Source organism: Nonomuraea sp. NPDC050691 (genome assembly GCF_040654455.1).
GTDB lineage: Bacteria > Actinomycetota > Actinomycetes > Streptosporangiales > Streptosporangiaceae > Nonomuraea.
In genome coordinates this window covers 1-12810 of sequence record NZ_JBFAIA010000214.1, presented here as the reverse complement: position 1 = coordinate 12810, position 12810 = coordinate 1, and the positions used below count along the sequence as shown (strand labels likewise).

9 protein-coding genes and 1 riboswitch are annotated in these 12810 nt (G+C 70.7%); of the genes, 3 read left to right on the top strand and 6 right to left on the bottom strand.

Translation table 11 applies throughout. The features are described 5' to 3' along the window. Positions 1-1686 (top strand): LuxR C-terminal-related transcriptional regulator (locus AB0H81_RS39880; protein WP_358386121.1); only part of this gene is annotated, 1686 nt, incomplete at its 5' end. Positions 1687-1767: 81 nt separating this feature from the next. Here AB0H81_RS39880 and AB0H81_RS39875 read toward each other — a convergent pair. Together AB0H81_RS39875 and AB0H81_RS39870 are read right to left on the bottom strand one after the other, a co-directional pair. Next, positions 1768-4335, bottom strand: coding sequence for a M4 family metallopeptidase (locus AB0H81_RS39875; RefSeq protein ID WP_358386119.1), 2568 nt, complete (start codon positions 4333-4335; stop codon positions 1768-1770). Positions 4336-4600: 265 nt separating this feature from the next. Beyond that, complete coding sequence (locus AB0H81_RS39870; protein ID WP_358386117.1) at positions 4601-5131, bottom strand: ABATE domain-containing protein; 531 nt, start codon at positions 5129-5131, stop codon at positions 4601-4603. Positions 5132-5218: 87 nt separating this feature from the next. Between AB0H81_RS39870 and AB0H81_RS39865 the strand changes: the two genes are divergently transcribed. Next, complete coding sequence (locus tag AB0H81_RS39865; protein WP_358386124.1) at positions 5219-6097, top strand: EamA family transporter; 879 nt, start codon at positions 5219-5221, stop codon at positions 6095-6097. Positions 6098-6118: 21 nt separating this feature from the next. Here the strand turns inward: AB0H81_RS39865 and AB0H81_RS39860 are convergent, their stop codons facing one another. The 4 genes from AB0H81_RS39860 to AB0H81_RS39845 form a co-directional block, all read right to left on the bottom strand. After that, positions 6119-7225 (bottom strand): mechanosensitive ion channel family protein, encoded by a 1107-nt coding sequence (locus tag AB0H81_RS39860; protein WP_358386115.1) that lies wholly within the window; start codon positions 7223-7225, stop codon positions 6119-6121. A 61-nt stretch (positions 7226-7286) separates the two neighbouring features. Beyond that, a complete protein-coding gene (locus AB0H81_RS39855) occupies positions 7287-8282 on the bottom strand; it encodes a ribonucleotide-diphosphate reductase subunit beta (RefSeq protein WP_358386112.1) in 996 nt (331 codons plus the stop codon). 51 nt (positions 8283-8333) lie between these two features. Then, positions 8334-10571: a ribonucleoside-diphosphate reductase subunit alpha gene (locus AB0H81_RS39850; protein ID WP_358386109.1), complete on the bottom strand. Its 2238-nt coding sequence runs from the start codon at positions 10569-10571 to the stop codon at positions 8334-8336. A 116-nt stretch (positions 10572-10687) separates the two neighbouring features. Further along, a riboswitch (cobalamin riboswitch) is annotated at positions 10688-10915 on the bottom strand. Between the two features lie 4 nt (positions 10916-10919). Then, entirely contained in the window at positions 10920-11546 is a 627-nt protein-coding gene (locus AB0H81_RS39845) for a tripartite tricarboxylate transporter substrate-binding protein (RefSeq protein WP_358386107.1), read from the bottom strand. Between AB0H81_RS39845 and AB0H81_RS39840 the strand changes: the two genes are divergently transcribed. Beyond that, positions 11499-12713, top strand: a complete 1215-nt coding sequence (locus AB0H81_RS39840; protein ID WP_358386104.1) for an ATP-binding domain-containing protein — start codon at positions 11499-11501, stop codon at positions 12711-12713. The two genes, AB0H81_RS39845 and AB0H81_RS39840, sit on opposite strands and share 48 nt — an antisense overlap. Positions 12714-12810: the final 97 nt, after the last annotated feature.

The window sequence follows — 12810 nt, the reverse complement described above, 5'->3', positions numbered from 1 at the left end:
GGGGCGGGCGACTTCGACTCCTGGCGGCGGCACGGCGAGGCCGCCGCCGACCAGGCCGCGGCGCTCGGCGACGTCCCGCTCGCGGTCGAGCTGCTGGAGGGGATGCTCGCCGACCCCAAGCTGCCGCACGAGGCCCGCGGCCCGCTGGCCCTGCGGCTCAGCAGGCTGGCCGCGGTCGGCCTGTCGCACCGGCGGGTCGTGCGGCTGCTGCGCCGCCTGCTGTCGGACGACTTCCTGTCGCCCGAGGTACGCGGCGAGGCCCGGCTGAACCTGGGGGTGCTGCTGTCGAACCAGGCGGGGGCCATCGAGGCGGGACGCCGCGAGGTGCTCGCCGCGCTCCCCGACCTCACCAACCGGCCCGGCATGGCGGCCCGGGGGCTGGCGCTGCTGGCCATCCCGGCGTGGGGCGGCGAGCCGATCGCCACCCACCAGAAGTGGATGGACCAGGCAGAGAACCTGGTCGTCGCGGACGACGACCCGGAGCTGGCGGCGACGGTCCACGCCAACAAGGTCGCCTTCGCCATGCTGGTCGGCTCGCCGGAGGCGTTCGCGCTGGCCGAGACCCTGCCCGCGGACCATCCGTCGGCGGGGGTGCGGCGGCAGGCGGCCCGCGCCTACTCCAACCTGTGCGACGCGGCCATCCCGCTCGGCCACTACGCGGCGGCCGAGCGGTACGCCCGCCTCGGCCGGCGGATCGCCGAGGAGAGCGGCGCCCTGTACCCGGTGTACCTGGTGGAGATGTCGTCGATCAGGCTCGACTGGCTGACCGGGCGCTGGGAGCGGCTGCGTGAGCGGGCGGTCGCGGCCGTCGAGAGGATGCCGGAGGCGCCGCTGCTCGGCGTGGACGCCCAGCTGGTGCTCGGCATGCTGGCGCTGGCCTGCGGCGAGTGGGAGGAGGCGGGGCGGCGCCTGGAGGCCGCCGGGACGGGGGCGGCCGACTCGGCCTTCCTCCCGGTGGCCGCCTGCGCCTCCGGCGGGCTGATCGAGCTGTCGCTGATCCGCGGCGAGGTGGAGGCGGCGCTGGCCGAGGCGGGCGGCGCGGTGGCGCGGCTGCGGCGCAAGGGCGTGTGGGTGTGGGGCGACCAGCTCGTGCCGGCCGCCGTCACCGCGCTGCTGCGGGCGGGCCGCCGTCAGGAGGCGGCCGAGCTGGTGGCGGAGTTCGCCGGGGGCATCGAGGGCCGGGACGCGCCGTCGGCCATGGCGGCGCTGGAGGTGGCGCGCGGCGCGCTGGCGCGGGGCCGGGGCGTGCTGGAGGAGGCGCTGGAGTGCCATGCACGCGCCCGGGCCGCGTACGAGGCGATGCCCAGGCCGTACGGCGCGGCCCGGGCCGCGGAGGACGAGGCGGACACCTGGCTGGAGCTCGGCGACAGGGAGCGGGCCGCGCGGCTCGTCGCCGACGCCGCCGAGCGGTACGCGGCTCTCGGCAGCACCCACGACGCGGCCCGCTGCCGCCACAAGCTGCGGGCGATCGGCGTGGGCGGGCCGCCGCGCAGGGGGCGCAGGGCGGCCGGCGGCGTGCTGTCGCCCCGGGAGCGGGAGGTGGCCCGGCTGGTGGCGCAGGGCCGGACCAACAGGGAGATCGCCGAGGTGCTGTTCCTGTCGCGCCGTACGGTGGACACGCACGTGGCGCGGGTGCTGCAGAAGCTCGGCGTGCGCACCCGCACCGAGGTGGACCCGCCCCCGTGACGGGCCGGGCTCAGGGCGGGGCGGCGAAAGACGCTCGGCTGGATGCCTCCAGCCGAGCGTCTCGCTCATGTCGGCGACGGGTCAGACGGTGATGCTCCAGGAGTCCAGGACTCCGGTGTCACCGAGGTAGACGTCGCTGACCTCGAGGGTCCAGGTGCCCGCGGCCTGCTGGCTCACCGGCACCGTGTACGTCCTGGTGCCGTACGAGGTGCAGCTCGTGCCGCCGTACCGGTCGACCGCGTACCACTGGCCGCTCGGGCCGCGCAGCCAGATGTCGAGGTCCTCGGCGCAGGTGTGGCTGATGGTGACGGACAGCTTGACCGGCGAGGTCGCGGTGCCCGTCGCCGTGGAGGTGATCGGGCTCTGCACGGTGGAGTAGTCGCGGATCGTGTAGTTGGTGTCGTTGGTGAACGTCCGGCCGCCCGAGGTGCCCTGGACGGTCAGCGCGTACGTCGTGGTGTGGGTGGCCGTCTCGCCGGTGCCCGTCACCGTCACGTTGTAGGAGCCGGCCGGGGTGGTCGGGGCCGTCGCGATCGTCAGGGTGGACGAGCCGCCCGACGTCACCGAGGCCGGGTTGAAGGTGGCCGTGGCCCCGGTCGGGAGCCCGCTCGCCGTCAGGTTGACCGCCTGGGCGCTGCCGGCCGTGGTCGCGGTGCCGATCGTGGTGGTGGCCGAGGAGCCCGCCTGCACCGTGCCCGACGCCGGGCTGGCCGAGATCGAGAAGTCACGGGTCTGCGTGCTGCCGACCTGGAGGGTGTAGACCGCGCTGTGCGTGGTCGTGCCGGCGCCGTTGACGGTGATCCGGTAGCTGCCCTGGGCCGCCGAGGAGGAGACCGACAGGGTGAGCGTCGAGGAGTTGCCGGAGGTCACCGACGACGGGGAGAAGCTCGCGGTGACGCCGCTCGGCAGGCCGGAGGCGCTCAGGTTGACGGTCTGCGCGCTGCCGGACGTGGTCTGGGTGTTGACCGTGGCGGTCACCTGCTGGCCGGGCTGCGCGCTGCCCGAGGCGGGGTTGAGCGACAGGGAGAAGTCGTTGCCCGGGGTGCTGCCGCAGGCCGGCTCGCCGGACGCGGCGGCCACGGCGATCGCGCTGAAGGACGCCTTGGTGGTGTTGCACTCGACGCTGTTGGCGCCGTAGAGCTCGATCGCCGCCGCGACGGCCGCGGCGCGCACGTTGGTGTAGCGCCAGGACGAGGTCTTGCGGTTCAGCGCGCCCATGTAGATCTTGCCGGCCTTCTCGATGCCGATGCCGGTCACCGAGGCGGGGCCGCCGGAGCAGATGGGGCTGGACGGCTTGCCGCCGCCGGGGTTGCTGCCCTCGGCCAGCAGGTAGAACCAGTGGTTGATGGGGCCGGCCGCGGCGTGCACCTCGGTGCTGGGGATCGAGGTGGACCAGCAGTTGGGGTCGCCGAGCGCCGACGGGTTGTACATGTTGCGGATCGGGCCGTCGCCGACGAGGTCCACTTCCTCGCCGACCAGGTAGTCCGGCGGATCGTTGGGGTTGTTGGCGTAGTGCTCGGTCAGGGCGCCGAAGATGTCGCCGGTGCCCTCGTTGATGCCGCCGTTCTCGTTGCCCGACCCGGCGCCGCCGGGCGTGGTCTGGAAGATGGCGTGGCCGAACTCGTGCGCCACCACGTCGATGGGCGTGGCCTGGCGGGTGTTGGCCTGGTTGTGGCCGAAGTTGGTGTAGCTGCCGTTCCAGTAGGCGTTGACGTCGTTGAGGCCGACGCGGGCGGGGAAGCCGCTGCCGCTGCCGTTGATGCCGTTACGGCCGAGCCAGTCGCGCAGCATGTCCCACTCGCGCTGGACGCCGTACAGCGCGTCCACGCAGGCGGTCTCCAGGTTGGTGCCCTGGCCGTTGCCCCAGGCGTCGTCGGTGCCGGTGTAGGCGGAGCCGTTCTGCCCGCCGCACCGGATGCCCGGCCTGGTGGTGTCGGTCATGGAGTAGGAGCTGCCGGAGCCGCTCGTGCTGATGGTGACCTGGCCGTAGTAGTAGCCGTTGCCCGTGCCCGCGCGCACCTGGTCGTACGAGTCGGCGATCGCGCCGGTGCGGGCGTCCACGAAGACGTGCTGGATGCTCGGCTTGCCGTCGGCTATGCCGCTGACGACCGCCTCCCAGGTGAGCTGCGGCTTGCCGCCCCAGGTGAGCACCACCAGGCGGGGGTCGGCGGTGTCGTCCACCCGGGCGAGCTTCGTCTTGGCCACCCGGAGGGCGCGCGCGGCGCTGATCTCGGGGGTGGTCGGCACGTCGGCCGGGGCGGGCCCGGACTCGGCGACGGTGTCGCGGACGTGCCCGGCGGAGTCGGTGACGACCACGGCGTCGCCGCCGACCATCGGCAGACCCTTGTAGGTGCGCTCGTAGGAGACGAAGAACATGTCGCCCGCGCCCTTGACGACCTTCAGACGGCGGTACGCCTCGTCGGCCCCCTTGGCGAGGTTGTCCATGCCGCTGGAGATCGCCTGGTCGGCGACGGCCGCGGCGAGGGATTCGGGGTCGGCGGCGATGCGCGACTGGGCCCCGGTGCCCTGCTGGTCGGGGGTGGCGCCGGGGGGGCGCGCGTGCGCGGGGAGGGCGGATAAGGCGGACAGCACCATGGCCGCGGCCGCGGTGAGTCCCACGGTCGCGGCGGCCAGGCCCTTGCGTTTCACGCTTGTGCTCCTTTCGGCTGTCCCCGGCCGGCCGCCCGGGTGGGCGCGCGCGGGCCCGCGCCGCAGGGGTCTCCTGTGAGCACGGGCCGGCCGGGAATCGGGGGGTGTGTCGCACTGCGAAGGATCACTGCGAGCCAGACGGTAGGCGCTTGTCACCAAGCTGGGAATCCGTATGTATATCGGTAGGCATACTGATAATTCCGGCTTTGACGCGATGCGTACTGAACGCACGGAGATGCACGGATCTACGGGTGTCCGCCGAGGGTCAGGACGTGGCGCGGCGGGCCCGGAAGTGGGCCGCCTTGGCGCGGTTGCCGCACTCCCGCATGTCGCACCAGCGGCGGCCGCCGCCACGCGAGGTGTCCACGTACAGCCGGGTGCACACCTCGGCGCCGCATTCCCTGATCCGCGTGGCCGCTGGCCCGCCGAGCAGCTCCACGGCCTGCCGGGCGACCGTCGAGAGAACGGCCGTCAGGTCGCCGGCGCGCTCGACCCCTCCCCCGGCGCCGAGCCGGACGGCGGCGGGCGGCTCGGCGGCGGCCCGGTTGACCAGCTCCCGATCGCCCGGGACGCCCGCCCCGACGGCCAGCCGGTAGACGGCCTCGCGCAGTTCCTTGGCGGCGGCCAGCCCGGCCGGGGTGACCGCGCACGGGCGGTCCAGGACGCCCGCCTCCACCGCCCAGCGGCCCAGGTCGGCCGGGGTCTCCAACATCTCCAGCCGGTCGGACCGGCGGTGCTGGACGGTGCCGGCCAGGTCGAGGGCGAGGTCGCCGCTGACGAAGGTGAAGCGTGCCACACCTCCATGATAACCGCCTTGACAGGTTATGGACGCGGACGCGACAGTGGGATAACCGCTTTGAGAGGTTATGGAGGAACCGTGGCGATGGCCGTCGAGACGATGGAGACACGGCCCCGGACGAGGATGCCGATCGTCGTGCCGTCCCTGTTCGTGGTGATGTGGAGCAGCGCGTTCGTGGCGGGCCTGATCGGCGTGGGTGCCGCGCCGCCGCTGCTGCTGACGTTCGCCCGCTTCGCGCTGGCCGGGCTGCTGCTGGGCGGGTACGCGCTGGCGGTGCGGGCCCCATGGCCGCGCGGGCGGCGTCTCGCGCACGTGATGGTGGCCGGGCTGCTGGTCCAGGTGGTGCAGTTCGGGGCGTTCTACTCGGCGCTCGGCCGCGGGATGCCGGCCGCGGTGATCGCGCTCGTGCAGGGGCTGAGCCCCATGGTCGTGGCGCTGCTCGCCGGCCGGGCGCTCGGTGAGCGGATGAGCGCGGTGCGGTGGGCCGGGTTCGGGCTCGGCGCCGCCGGCGTGGGTCTCGCGGTGGCCGACCGGGTGAGCTTCTCGCCCTCCGCGGTGGTGCTGTGCGCGATCGGGCTGATCGGGATGAGCGTCGGCACCGTGTACCAGAAGCGCTTCGCCTCGGACATGGACGTGCGCACGGGCACGGCGGTGCAGTTCCTGGCCGGGGCGCCGCTGATGGGGGTGGCCGCGCTGCTGCTGGAGACGCCGCGGGTCGCCGACTGGGGCGCGTTCGGCGGCGCGGTGGCCTGGCTCGTGCTGGTGAACTCGATCGGCGCGTTCCTGCTGCTCAACACCATGCTGAGGGACGCGCCGGCGAGCCGGGTGAGCACGATGTTCTTCCTCACGCCCGCGGTGACGGCCGTCATGGCCTGGCTCGTCACCGGGCAGTCGCTGCACCCGCTCGCGGTGGCCGGCCTCGTCGTGGGCGGCGCCGGCGTGCTCCTCGCCACCCGCCGCTGACCCCAGGGCCGGCCAGTGATCTCAGAGCTGCTGGGTGGGCGGCTTGGGGTCGGGGAACCCGGACTGGGAGACCTTCTCGCCGGGGTCGAGCTCGGCGCCGAGCTGGGCGGTCCACGGCACGCCGGCGCGGGTCTCCGGCGCCTCGACGCGGAAGCGGGGCAGCGCCTCGGGGAAGTTCTCCCGGACGTAGCGGACGAGGTGCTCGCGGACGTCGCACTTGAGGTCCCAGGCGGAGGGCGAGTCGGCGGCGCTCATCAGGGCCCGCAGCTCGACCAGGCCGTTCGGCAGGATGTCGGTGACCTGGAGGGTCCAGTCCTTCTGGTCCCACAGCGGGTTGGACTGGATGAAGGTGTGCAGCTCCTCGCGCAGTTTCTCCACCGGGACCGACCAGTCCACCCGCAGGAACACCGCGGCGACGACCCGGCTGCCGTGCCGGGTCCAGTTCTCGAACGGGTTCTGCGTGAAGTACGAGACGGGCAGCACGAGCCGCCGCTCGTCCCACAGCCGGAGCACCACGTACGTGAGCGTCAGCTCCTCGATGCGGCCCCACTCGTTGTCGACCACGACCACGTCGTCGAGGCGCAGCGCGTCGCTGAAGGCGAGCTGGAGGCCCGCCAGCGCGTTGCCGATCGTCGGCTGGGCGGCGATGCCGACCACGGCGCCGGCGATGCCCGCGGAGGCGAGCAGCCCGGCGCCCAGCGCCCGCACCTGCGGGAAGGAGAACAGCATGGCGCCGACCGCCACCACGATGATGGTCGCGGCGGCGATCCGGCGGACCAGCGCGATCTGCGTCATGATCCGCCGGGCCCGCCGGTTGCGCTCGCCCTCGACCCGCACGAGCCGTTCGAGCACCACGTCGGTCAGCGCGTAGCTGGCCTGGACGATGAGCCAGGTGACGGAGGCGATCGTGAGCAGCCCGAGCCCCCGCTCCACGGTCCCGGACAGGTCGCGCTCGCGCGGGCTGGCGCCGAACATGCCCGGCCCGAACACCAAGTTGGACGCCACCACCGCGGCCACGGCGAACGCGGGCCACGTGCAGTGCTCCACCAGATGCCCGGCCAGCGCCGATCGGCGCCTGGCCCGGATCAGGAGTCTGCGGACGATCTCCACGACGAGGATCGCTCCCACGACGGAGACTGCCAGGATGGGCCAGTCAGCCGGCGACTGCACGTGTCATGCCCCCAATGTCTTAAAAGGTCTCGTCGAAACTCACATTGCCCTCAACTGCCACCTGATAAGCAGAAACCCGGCGTTCGAAGAAGTTCGCCAGCTCCTGCACGTCCTGGAGCTCCATGAAGGCGAAGGGATTGGCGGTGCCGTAGCGCGTGGGCAGGCCCAGCCGGGCCAGCCGCTGGTCGGCGACGTACTCAAGGTACTCGCGCATCTGGTCGGCGGTCATCCCCGGCATGCCCTCGCCGCACAGGTCGCGGGCGAAGGCCAGCTCGGCCGCCACCGCCTCCTCCAGCATGGCGGTGACCTGCTTGGCCAGCTCGTCGTCGAACAGCTCGGGCTCCTCGGCGCGCACGGTGTCGACCACGCTGAACGCGAACTCCATGTGCATGGACTCGTCGCGGAACACCCAGTTCGTCCCCGTGGCCAGGCCGCCGAGCAGCCCCCGCGAGCGGAACCAGTAGACGTAGGCGAAGGCGCCGTAGAAGAACAGGCCCTCGATGCAGGCGGCGAAGCAGATCAGGTTGAGCAGGAACTGCCGCCGCTCGGCGGCCGTCTCCAGCCGCTGGAGACCGTTGATCGAGTCGATCCACCGGAAGCAGAACTCCGCCTTGTCGCGGATCGACGGGATGTGCTCGATCGCCGCGAACGCCTTGACCCGCTCGTCCAGGTCGGGCAGGTACGTGTCGAGCAGCGTCAGGTAGAACTGCACGTGCACCGCCTCCTCGAAGAGCTGCCTGCTCAGGTACAGGCGCGCCTCGGGGGCGTTGACGTGCTGGTAGAGGTTGAGCACCAGGTTGTTGGCGACGATCGAGTCGCCGGTGGCGAAGAAGGCGACCAGCCGGTTGATCAGGTGGCGCTCCTGCGGCGTCATCTTCGCCAGGTCGGCCAGGTCGTTGTGGAGGTCCACCTCCTCGACCGTCCAGGTGTTGCGGATGGCGGCCCGGTAGCGCTCGTAGAAGTCGGGGTAGCGCATGGGGCGCAGCGTCAGGTCCATTCCGGGGTCAAGCAGCATGTCTGAATCTCCGTACTGAGGAAGTTTTGAGGTGGTGCGGACGGTCGCGGGCTACTGGCAGGCCTCGCAGACCTCCGGGTTCTCCAGCGAGCAGGCGATCGCCGCGGCGGTCTCCTCGGGCACCGGGAGCGCGGGGGCGGGCACGGCAGCCGCGGCTCCGGCGACGGCCACCGTGGTCTGGGCGATCCGGGTGGCCGGCCGCGAGCGCAGGTAGTACGTGGTCTTCAGGCCCTTCTTCCAGGCGTAGGCGTACATCGACGAGAGCTTGCCGATGGTGGGGCTGGCCATGAAGAGGTTGAGCGACTGCGACTGGTCGATGTACGGCTGGCGGGCCGCCGCGAGGTCGATGAGGGCCTTCTGCGGCAGCTCCCACGCCGTGCGGTAGAGGCTCCGGAGGTCGTCGGGGATGCCCGGGACGTCCTGGATCGAGCCGTCGGCCCGCTTGATGGCGTCGCGTATCGCCTGCGTCCACAGGCCGCGCGCCTGCAGGTCGGCCACCAGGTAGCGGTTGACCTGGAGGAACTCCCCGGACAGCGTCTCGCGCTTGAAGATGTTCGACACCTGCGGCTCGATGCACTCGTAGCAGCCGGCGATCGAGGCGATCGTCGCGGTCGGGGCGATGGCGATCATCAGCGAGTTGCGCAGGCCCGTCGTGGCGATCTTCTCGCGGAGGGCGTCCCAGCGCGGCGAGGCGGCGGCGCCGGCGTAGTGGTCGGGGTGCAGCACTCCCCCGGCCGCGCGGGTCTCGCCGTACGAGGGGTGCCGGCCGCGCTCGGCGGCGAGGTCGGCGGAGGTGTCGTAGGCGGCCAGCGCGATCTCCTCGGCGATGCGGGTGGACAGCTCCAGCGCCTCGGGCGAGTCGAACGGCAGGCGCATGGCGAAGAACACGTCGGCCAGCCCCATCACGCCGAGCCCGATCGGCCGCCAGCGCCGGTTGGCCGCCTCGGCCTCGGGCGTCGGGTAGAAGCCGAGGTCGATGGTGCGGTCGAGGAAGCGCACGGCGGTCCGCACGGTGGCACGCAGCCGCTCCCAGTCCATCCGCGCGTCCGTCCGCTCGTCCGTCTGCGCGCCGTCGCGCAGGTGCGCGGCCAGGTTGACCGAGCCGAGGTTGCACACGGCCGTCTCGGCGTCGCTGGTGACCTCCAGGATCTCGGTGCACAGGTTGGACAGGTGGATGACGTTCTCCGGCCGCGCGGTCTGGTTGGAGGTGCGGTTGGCCGCGTCCTTGAACGTCATCCAGCCGTTGCCGGTCTGGGCGAGCGTGCGCATCATCCGTCCGTACAGGGTGCGGGCCGGGATGCGCCGCACCTGGCGCCCCTGCTCCTCATAAGCCCGGTACGCCCGGTCGAACGCCTCGCCGTACAGGTCGGTGAGGTCCGGCACGTCCTTCGGGTCGAACAGCGACCACATCTCGTCGGCCTCGACCCGCCGCATGAACTCGTCCGGCACCCAGTTGGCGAGGTTCAGGTTGTGCGTACGGCGGGCGTCCTCGCCGGTGTTGTCGCGCAGCTCCAGGAACTCCTCGACGTCGGCGTGCCAGGTCTCCAGGTAGACGCAGGCGGCGCCCTTGCGGCGGCCCCCCTGGTTGACCGCGGCGACGGACGAGTCGAGCGTGCGCAGCCAGGGGACGATGCCGTTGGAGTGCCCGTTGGTGCCGCGGATGAGCGAGCCTCGGGAGCGGACCCGGGTCCACGCGATGCCGATGCCCCCGGCGTACTTCGACAGGCGGGCGACCTGGCCGTACCTGTCGTAGATGGCCTCCAGCTCGTCGCGGGGCGAGTCGAGCAGGAAGCACGACGAGAGCTGCGGCCGGCGCGCGCCCGAGTTGAACAGCGTCGGCGAGCTCGGCAGGTACGACAGGGTGCTCATGAGGGCGTACAGCTCGGCCGCCTCGGCGACGGTGGAGGACAGGCCGCAGGCGACGCGCAGCAGGAAGTGCTGCGGGCGCTCCAGCACCGCGCGGCTCTCCGGGTGGCGCAGCAGGTAGCGGTCGTACACGGTGCGCAGGCCGAAGTACTCGAAGCGGTCGTCGGCGTCGGCCGGCACCAGCGCGTCCAGCTCGGCGGCGTGGGCCGCGACGAACGCCGCCAGCCCGTCCTGCACCAGCCCGGCCGCGTGGGTGGCGGCGACGGACTCGGAGAACGACCTCACCCCGCAGGACGCGGCCTCGGCGGCGATCTCCTCGGCCAGCAGCCGGGCGGCGACCCGCGAGTTGGCGGGGTCGGTGATCACCCGGGCGGCCGCCTCCTCGATGGCCAGCCTGCGGTCACCCTCAACGATGGTCGTCACGTGCTCTCTCCTCGCGAGCTCACCTCGGTGAGGGCGCGCGAGAGCCCGGCGGCGCGGGTGATCCCCGGCCGCGACGGCCCCCGGGCCCTCCCTCGAGGCCCTGGACAGGTCAGCCGGTGGTGCTCCGGCACGCTGGCAGGTCTTCGGGCTCGCGGGCAGGGGCGCGTGACCGCTCACTTCACGCGCGGTCACACGCTCGGTCCTACTGGCCGTCGCTTCCCGGATGTGCTCCAGTGCTCTGTGACGGCGGTCGTTCCCGCTCACCGCTGCGGGGCAGCCCCGGAATCGCACCGGGTTCCCTTTTGCTCCGCCCTTTCGGGCGAACCAGCGACGAGCAGGATCCTACATCTAGTGCCCGCTGACGCAACCAGCACCGCATGTTGTGCCGGTCGTGTCGACGAGCCCGAGGTCGCGGAGCACCCCGCGAGTGCGGGCGATCTCCGTGGCGAGCCAGGCGGCGAAGTCGTCGCCGAACAGCGGGAGGGCGCTCCAGCCGCGCCTGCGGCACACCTCGCGCCACGGCGCCGAGCGGGAGACGGCCTCGCACATCTCCAACGCCGCGTCGCGCGTGTCGCCGGACATGCCGTGCGGGCCGACGGCCGCGCACCAGGCGGCGAAGTCCACCCGCACCCCGCTCTCCAGCAGGCTCGGGGCGTCGATCCCGTCGACGCGGTGCGCGCACGAGACGGCCAGCGCCCGGAAGCGGCCCTTGCGGATGTCGTGGCGCCAGTCGGCCAGGGCCCCGGCGGCGGCCGCCACCTTGCCGCCGAGCAGGGCGGCCGACACCTCGACGCTGCTCGGGTAGCCGGTGTAGACGACCTGGCGGGTGTCGACGCCGAGCCCTCGCGCGACCAGACCGAACAGCAGGTGGTCGGGCTCGCCCCGCGGGCCGCCGGCGAGCATCGTCTCGCCCGGCCGGGACAGCAGGTGGGCGCCGAAGTCCTCGAAGTCGCGAAACCTCGACGCGGCGGGCACGACCACGACCTCGATCTCCCCGGCGAGCCGGGCCAGCGGGGTGGCGGTGTCGAGGAGCGTGGGCCCGTCGTTGAGCTCGGCGGCGGCCAGCGCCGGCAGGCCGGTGACGGTGATCGGGGTCGCCCGGCCCTGCCGTCGATGTTGGATTTGCCGCTGGTGTTGGATTTATTGCGTGCCGTGCCGACCGGCTGTCGTTTGGTGTTGCTTGGCGATGAAAACCAGTTGCCGTCGGTTGGTTTGGGGGCTGTGTTGGCGGCGTTGTCGCGTCCGACGGCTTTGGATAAAGAAACTGCTGAAAAGCTGGAAGTTTATCTGCCCAATCATGGCTTTGAGATTAAAGAGCGGCCTCAGGCTTTATCGCAAAACAATGCCAAATTGACGTTCAGCCACCGTTTTGGCTCAGACAGCGGTATTGGTTGTTTGGCAAGGGCGGTGGTGTCCGGGGAAAAGCAAACTGCGGTCGAACAGTTTGACAAGTTCCCCAAAGAGTTGGAAATGAAATCAGGCCGTCTGAAAGAGCAGGTTGCTTTGCTGTATCAAAAGCAACAGGATTATTGGCAGGCCGTGGCAGAGAATAATGTCGCACTCGCCTACGGTCATGCAGCCGATGTGGTGGTATTGGCGGCTTGGCGGCAGGATGCGGATGATTTGAATCAGGCTTATCAAGAATATTTGCAACGACAAGGCAAGGTTTCGGGCGAAACGCCTTGGTTTGCCGGACAAATCATCATGATTACCCACAATGATTACATGCTGGAAGTGTTTAACGGCGACATCGGGCTGATTATGAAAGATGAAGAATCGTTGAATGGTTTGTCTGCCTATTTTCCTGAGAAAGATGGATTTAAAAAAATTGCCATCAGCCGTTTGCCCGATTTTGAATCAGCTTTTGCCATGACGGTGCACAAGAGTCAAGGTTCGGAATATCGGGAAGTATGGCTGTTGCCGCCGTCAGTGCCTGCAACGACGGAGGGCGAAGAGGAAGCCCGAGGGTTGGATAAGGCTTTGCTTTACACAGCCATTACCCGCGCACGTGAACGTTTCGTGTTCTGGGGAAATGCAGAGGAATTGGTTAAGGCTGTGGGATGCCACCAAAAACGCAGGACGGCATTGGCCGATGCCTTGGAACGGCAGTTTGAACAGCCTGATATGCAGGCTTCTGTTTGACCTGAATCAAGAGGCCGTCTGAAAGCGGATAAAGCGTTTAAATCTGCTTGACTGATTACACTAATTTACATACGATAAAAATAATTAGTAAACAAAA

Coding starts and splice junctions, on each gene's coding strand:
- AB0H81_RS39855 (WP_358386112.1), bottom strand. CDS start 8,282: ATGCTGCTTGACCCCGGAATGGACCTGACGCTGCGCCCCATGCGCTAC.
- AB0H81_RS39865 (WP_358386124.1), top strand. CDS start 5,219: ATGGCCGTCGAGACGATGGAGACACGGCCCCGGACGAGGATGCCGATC.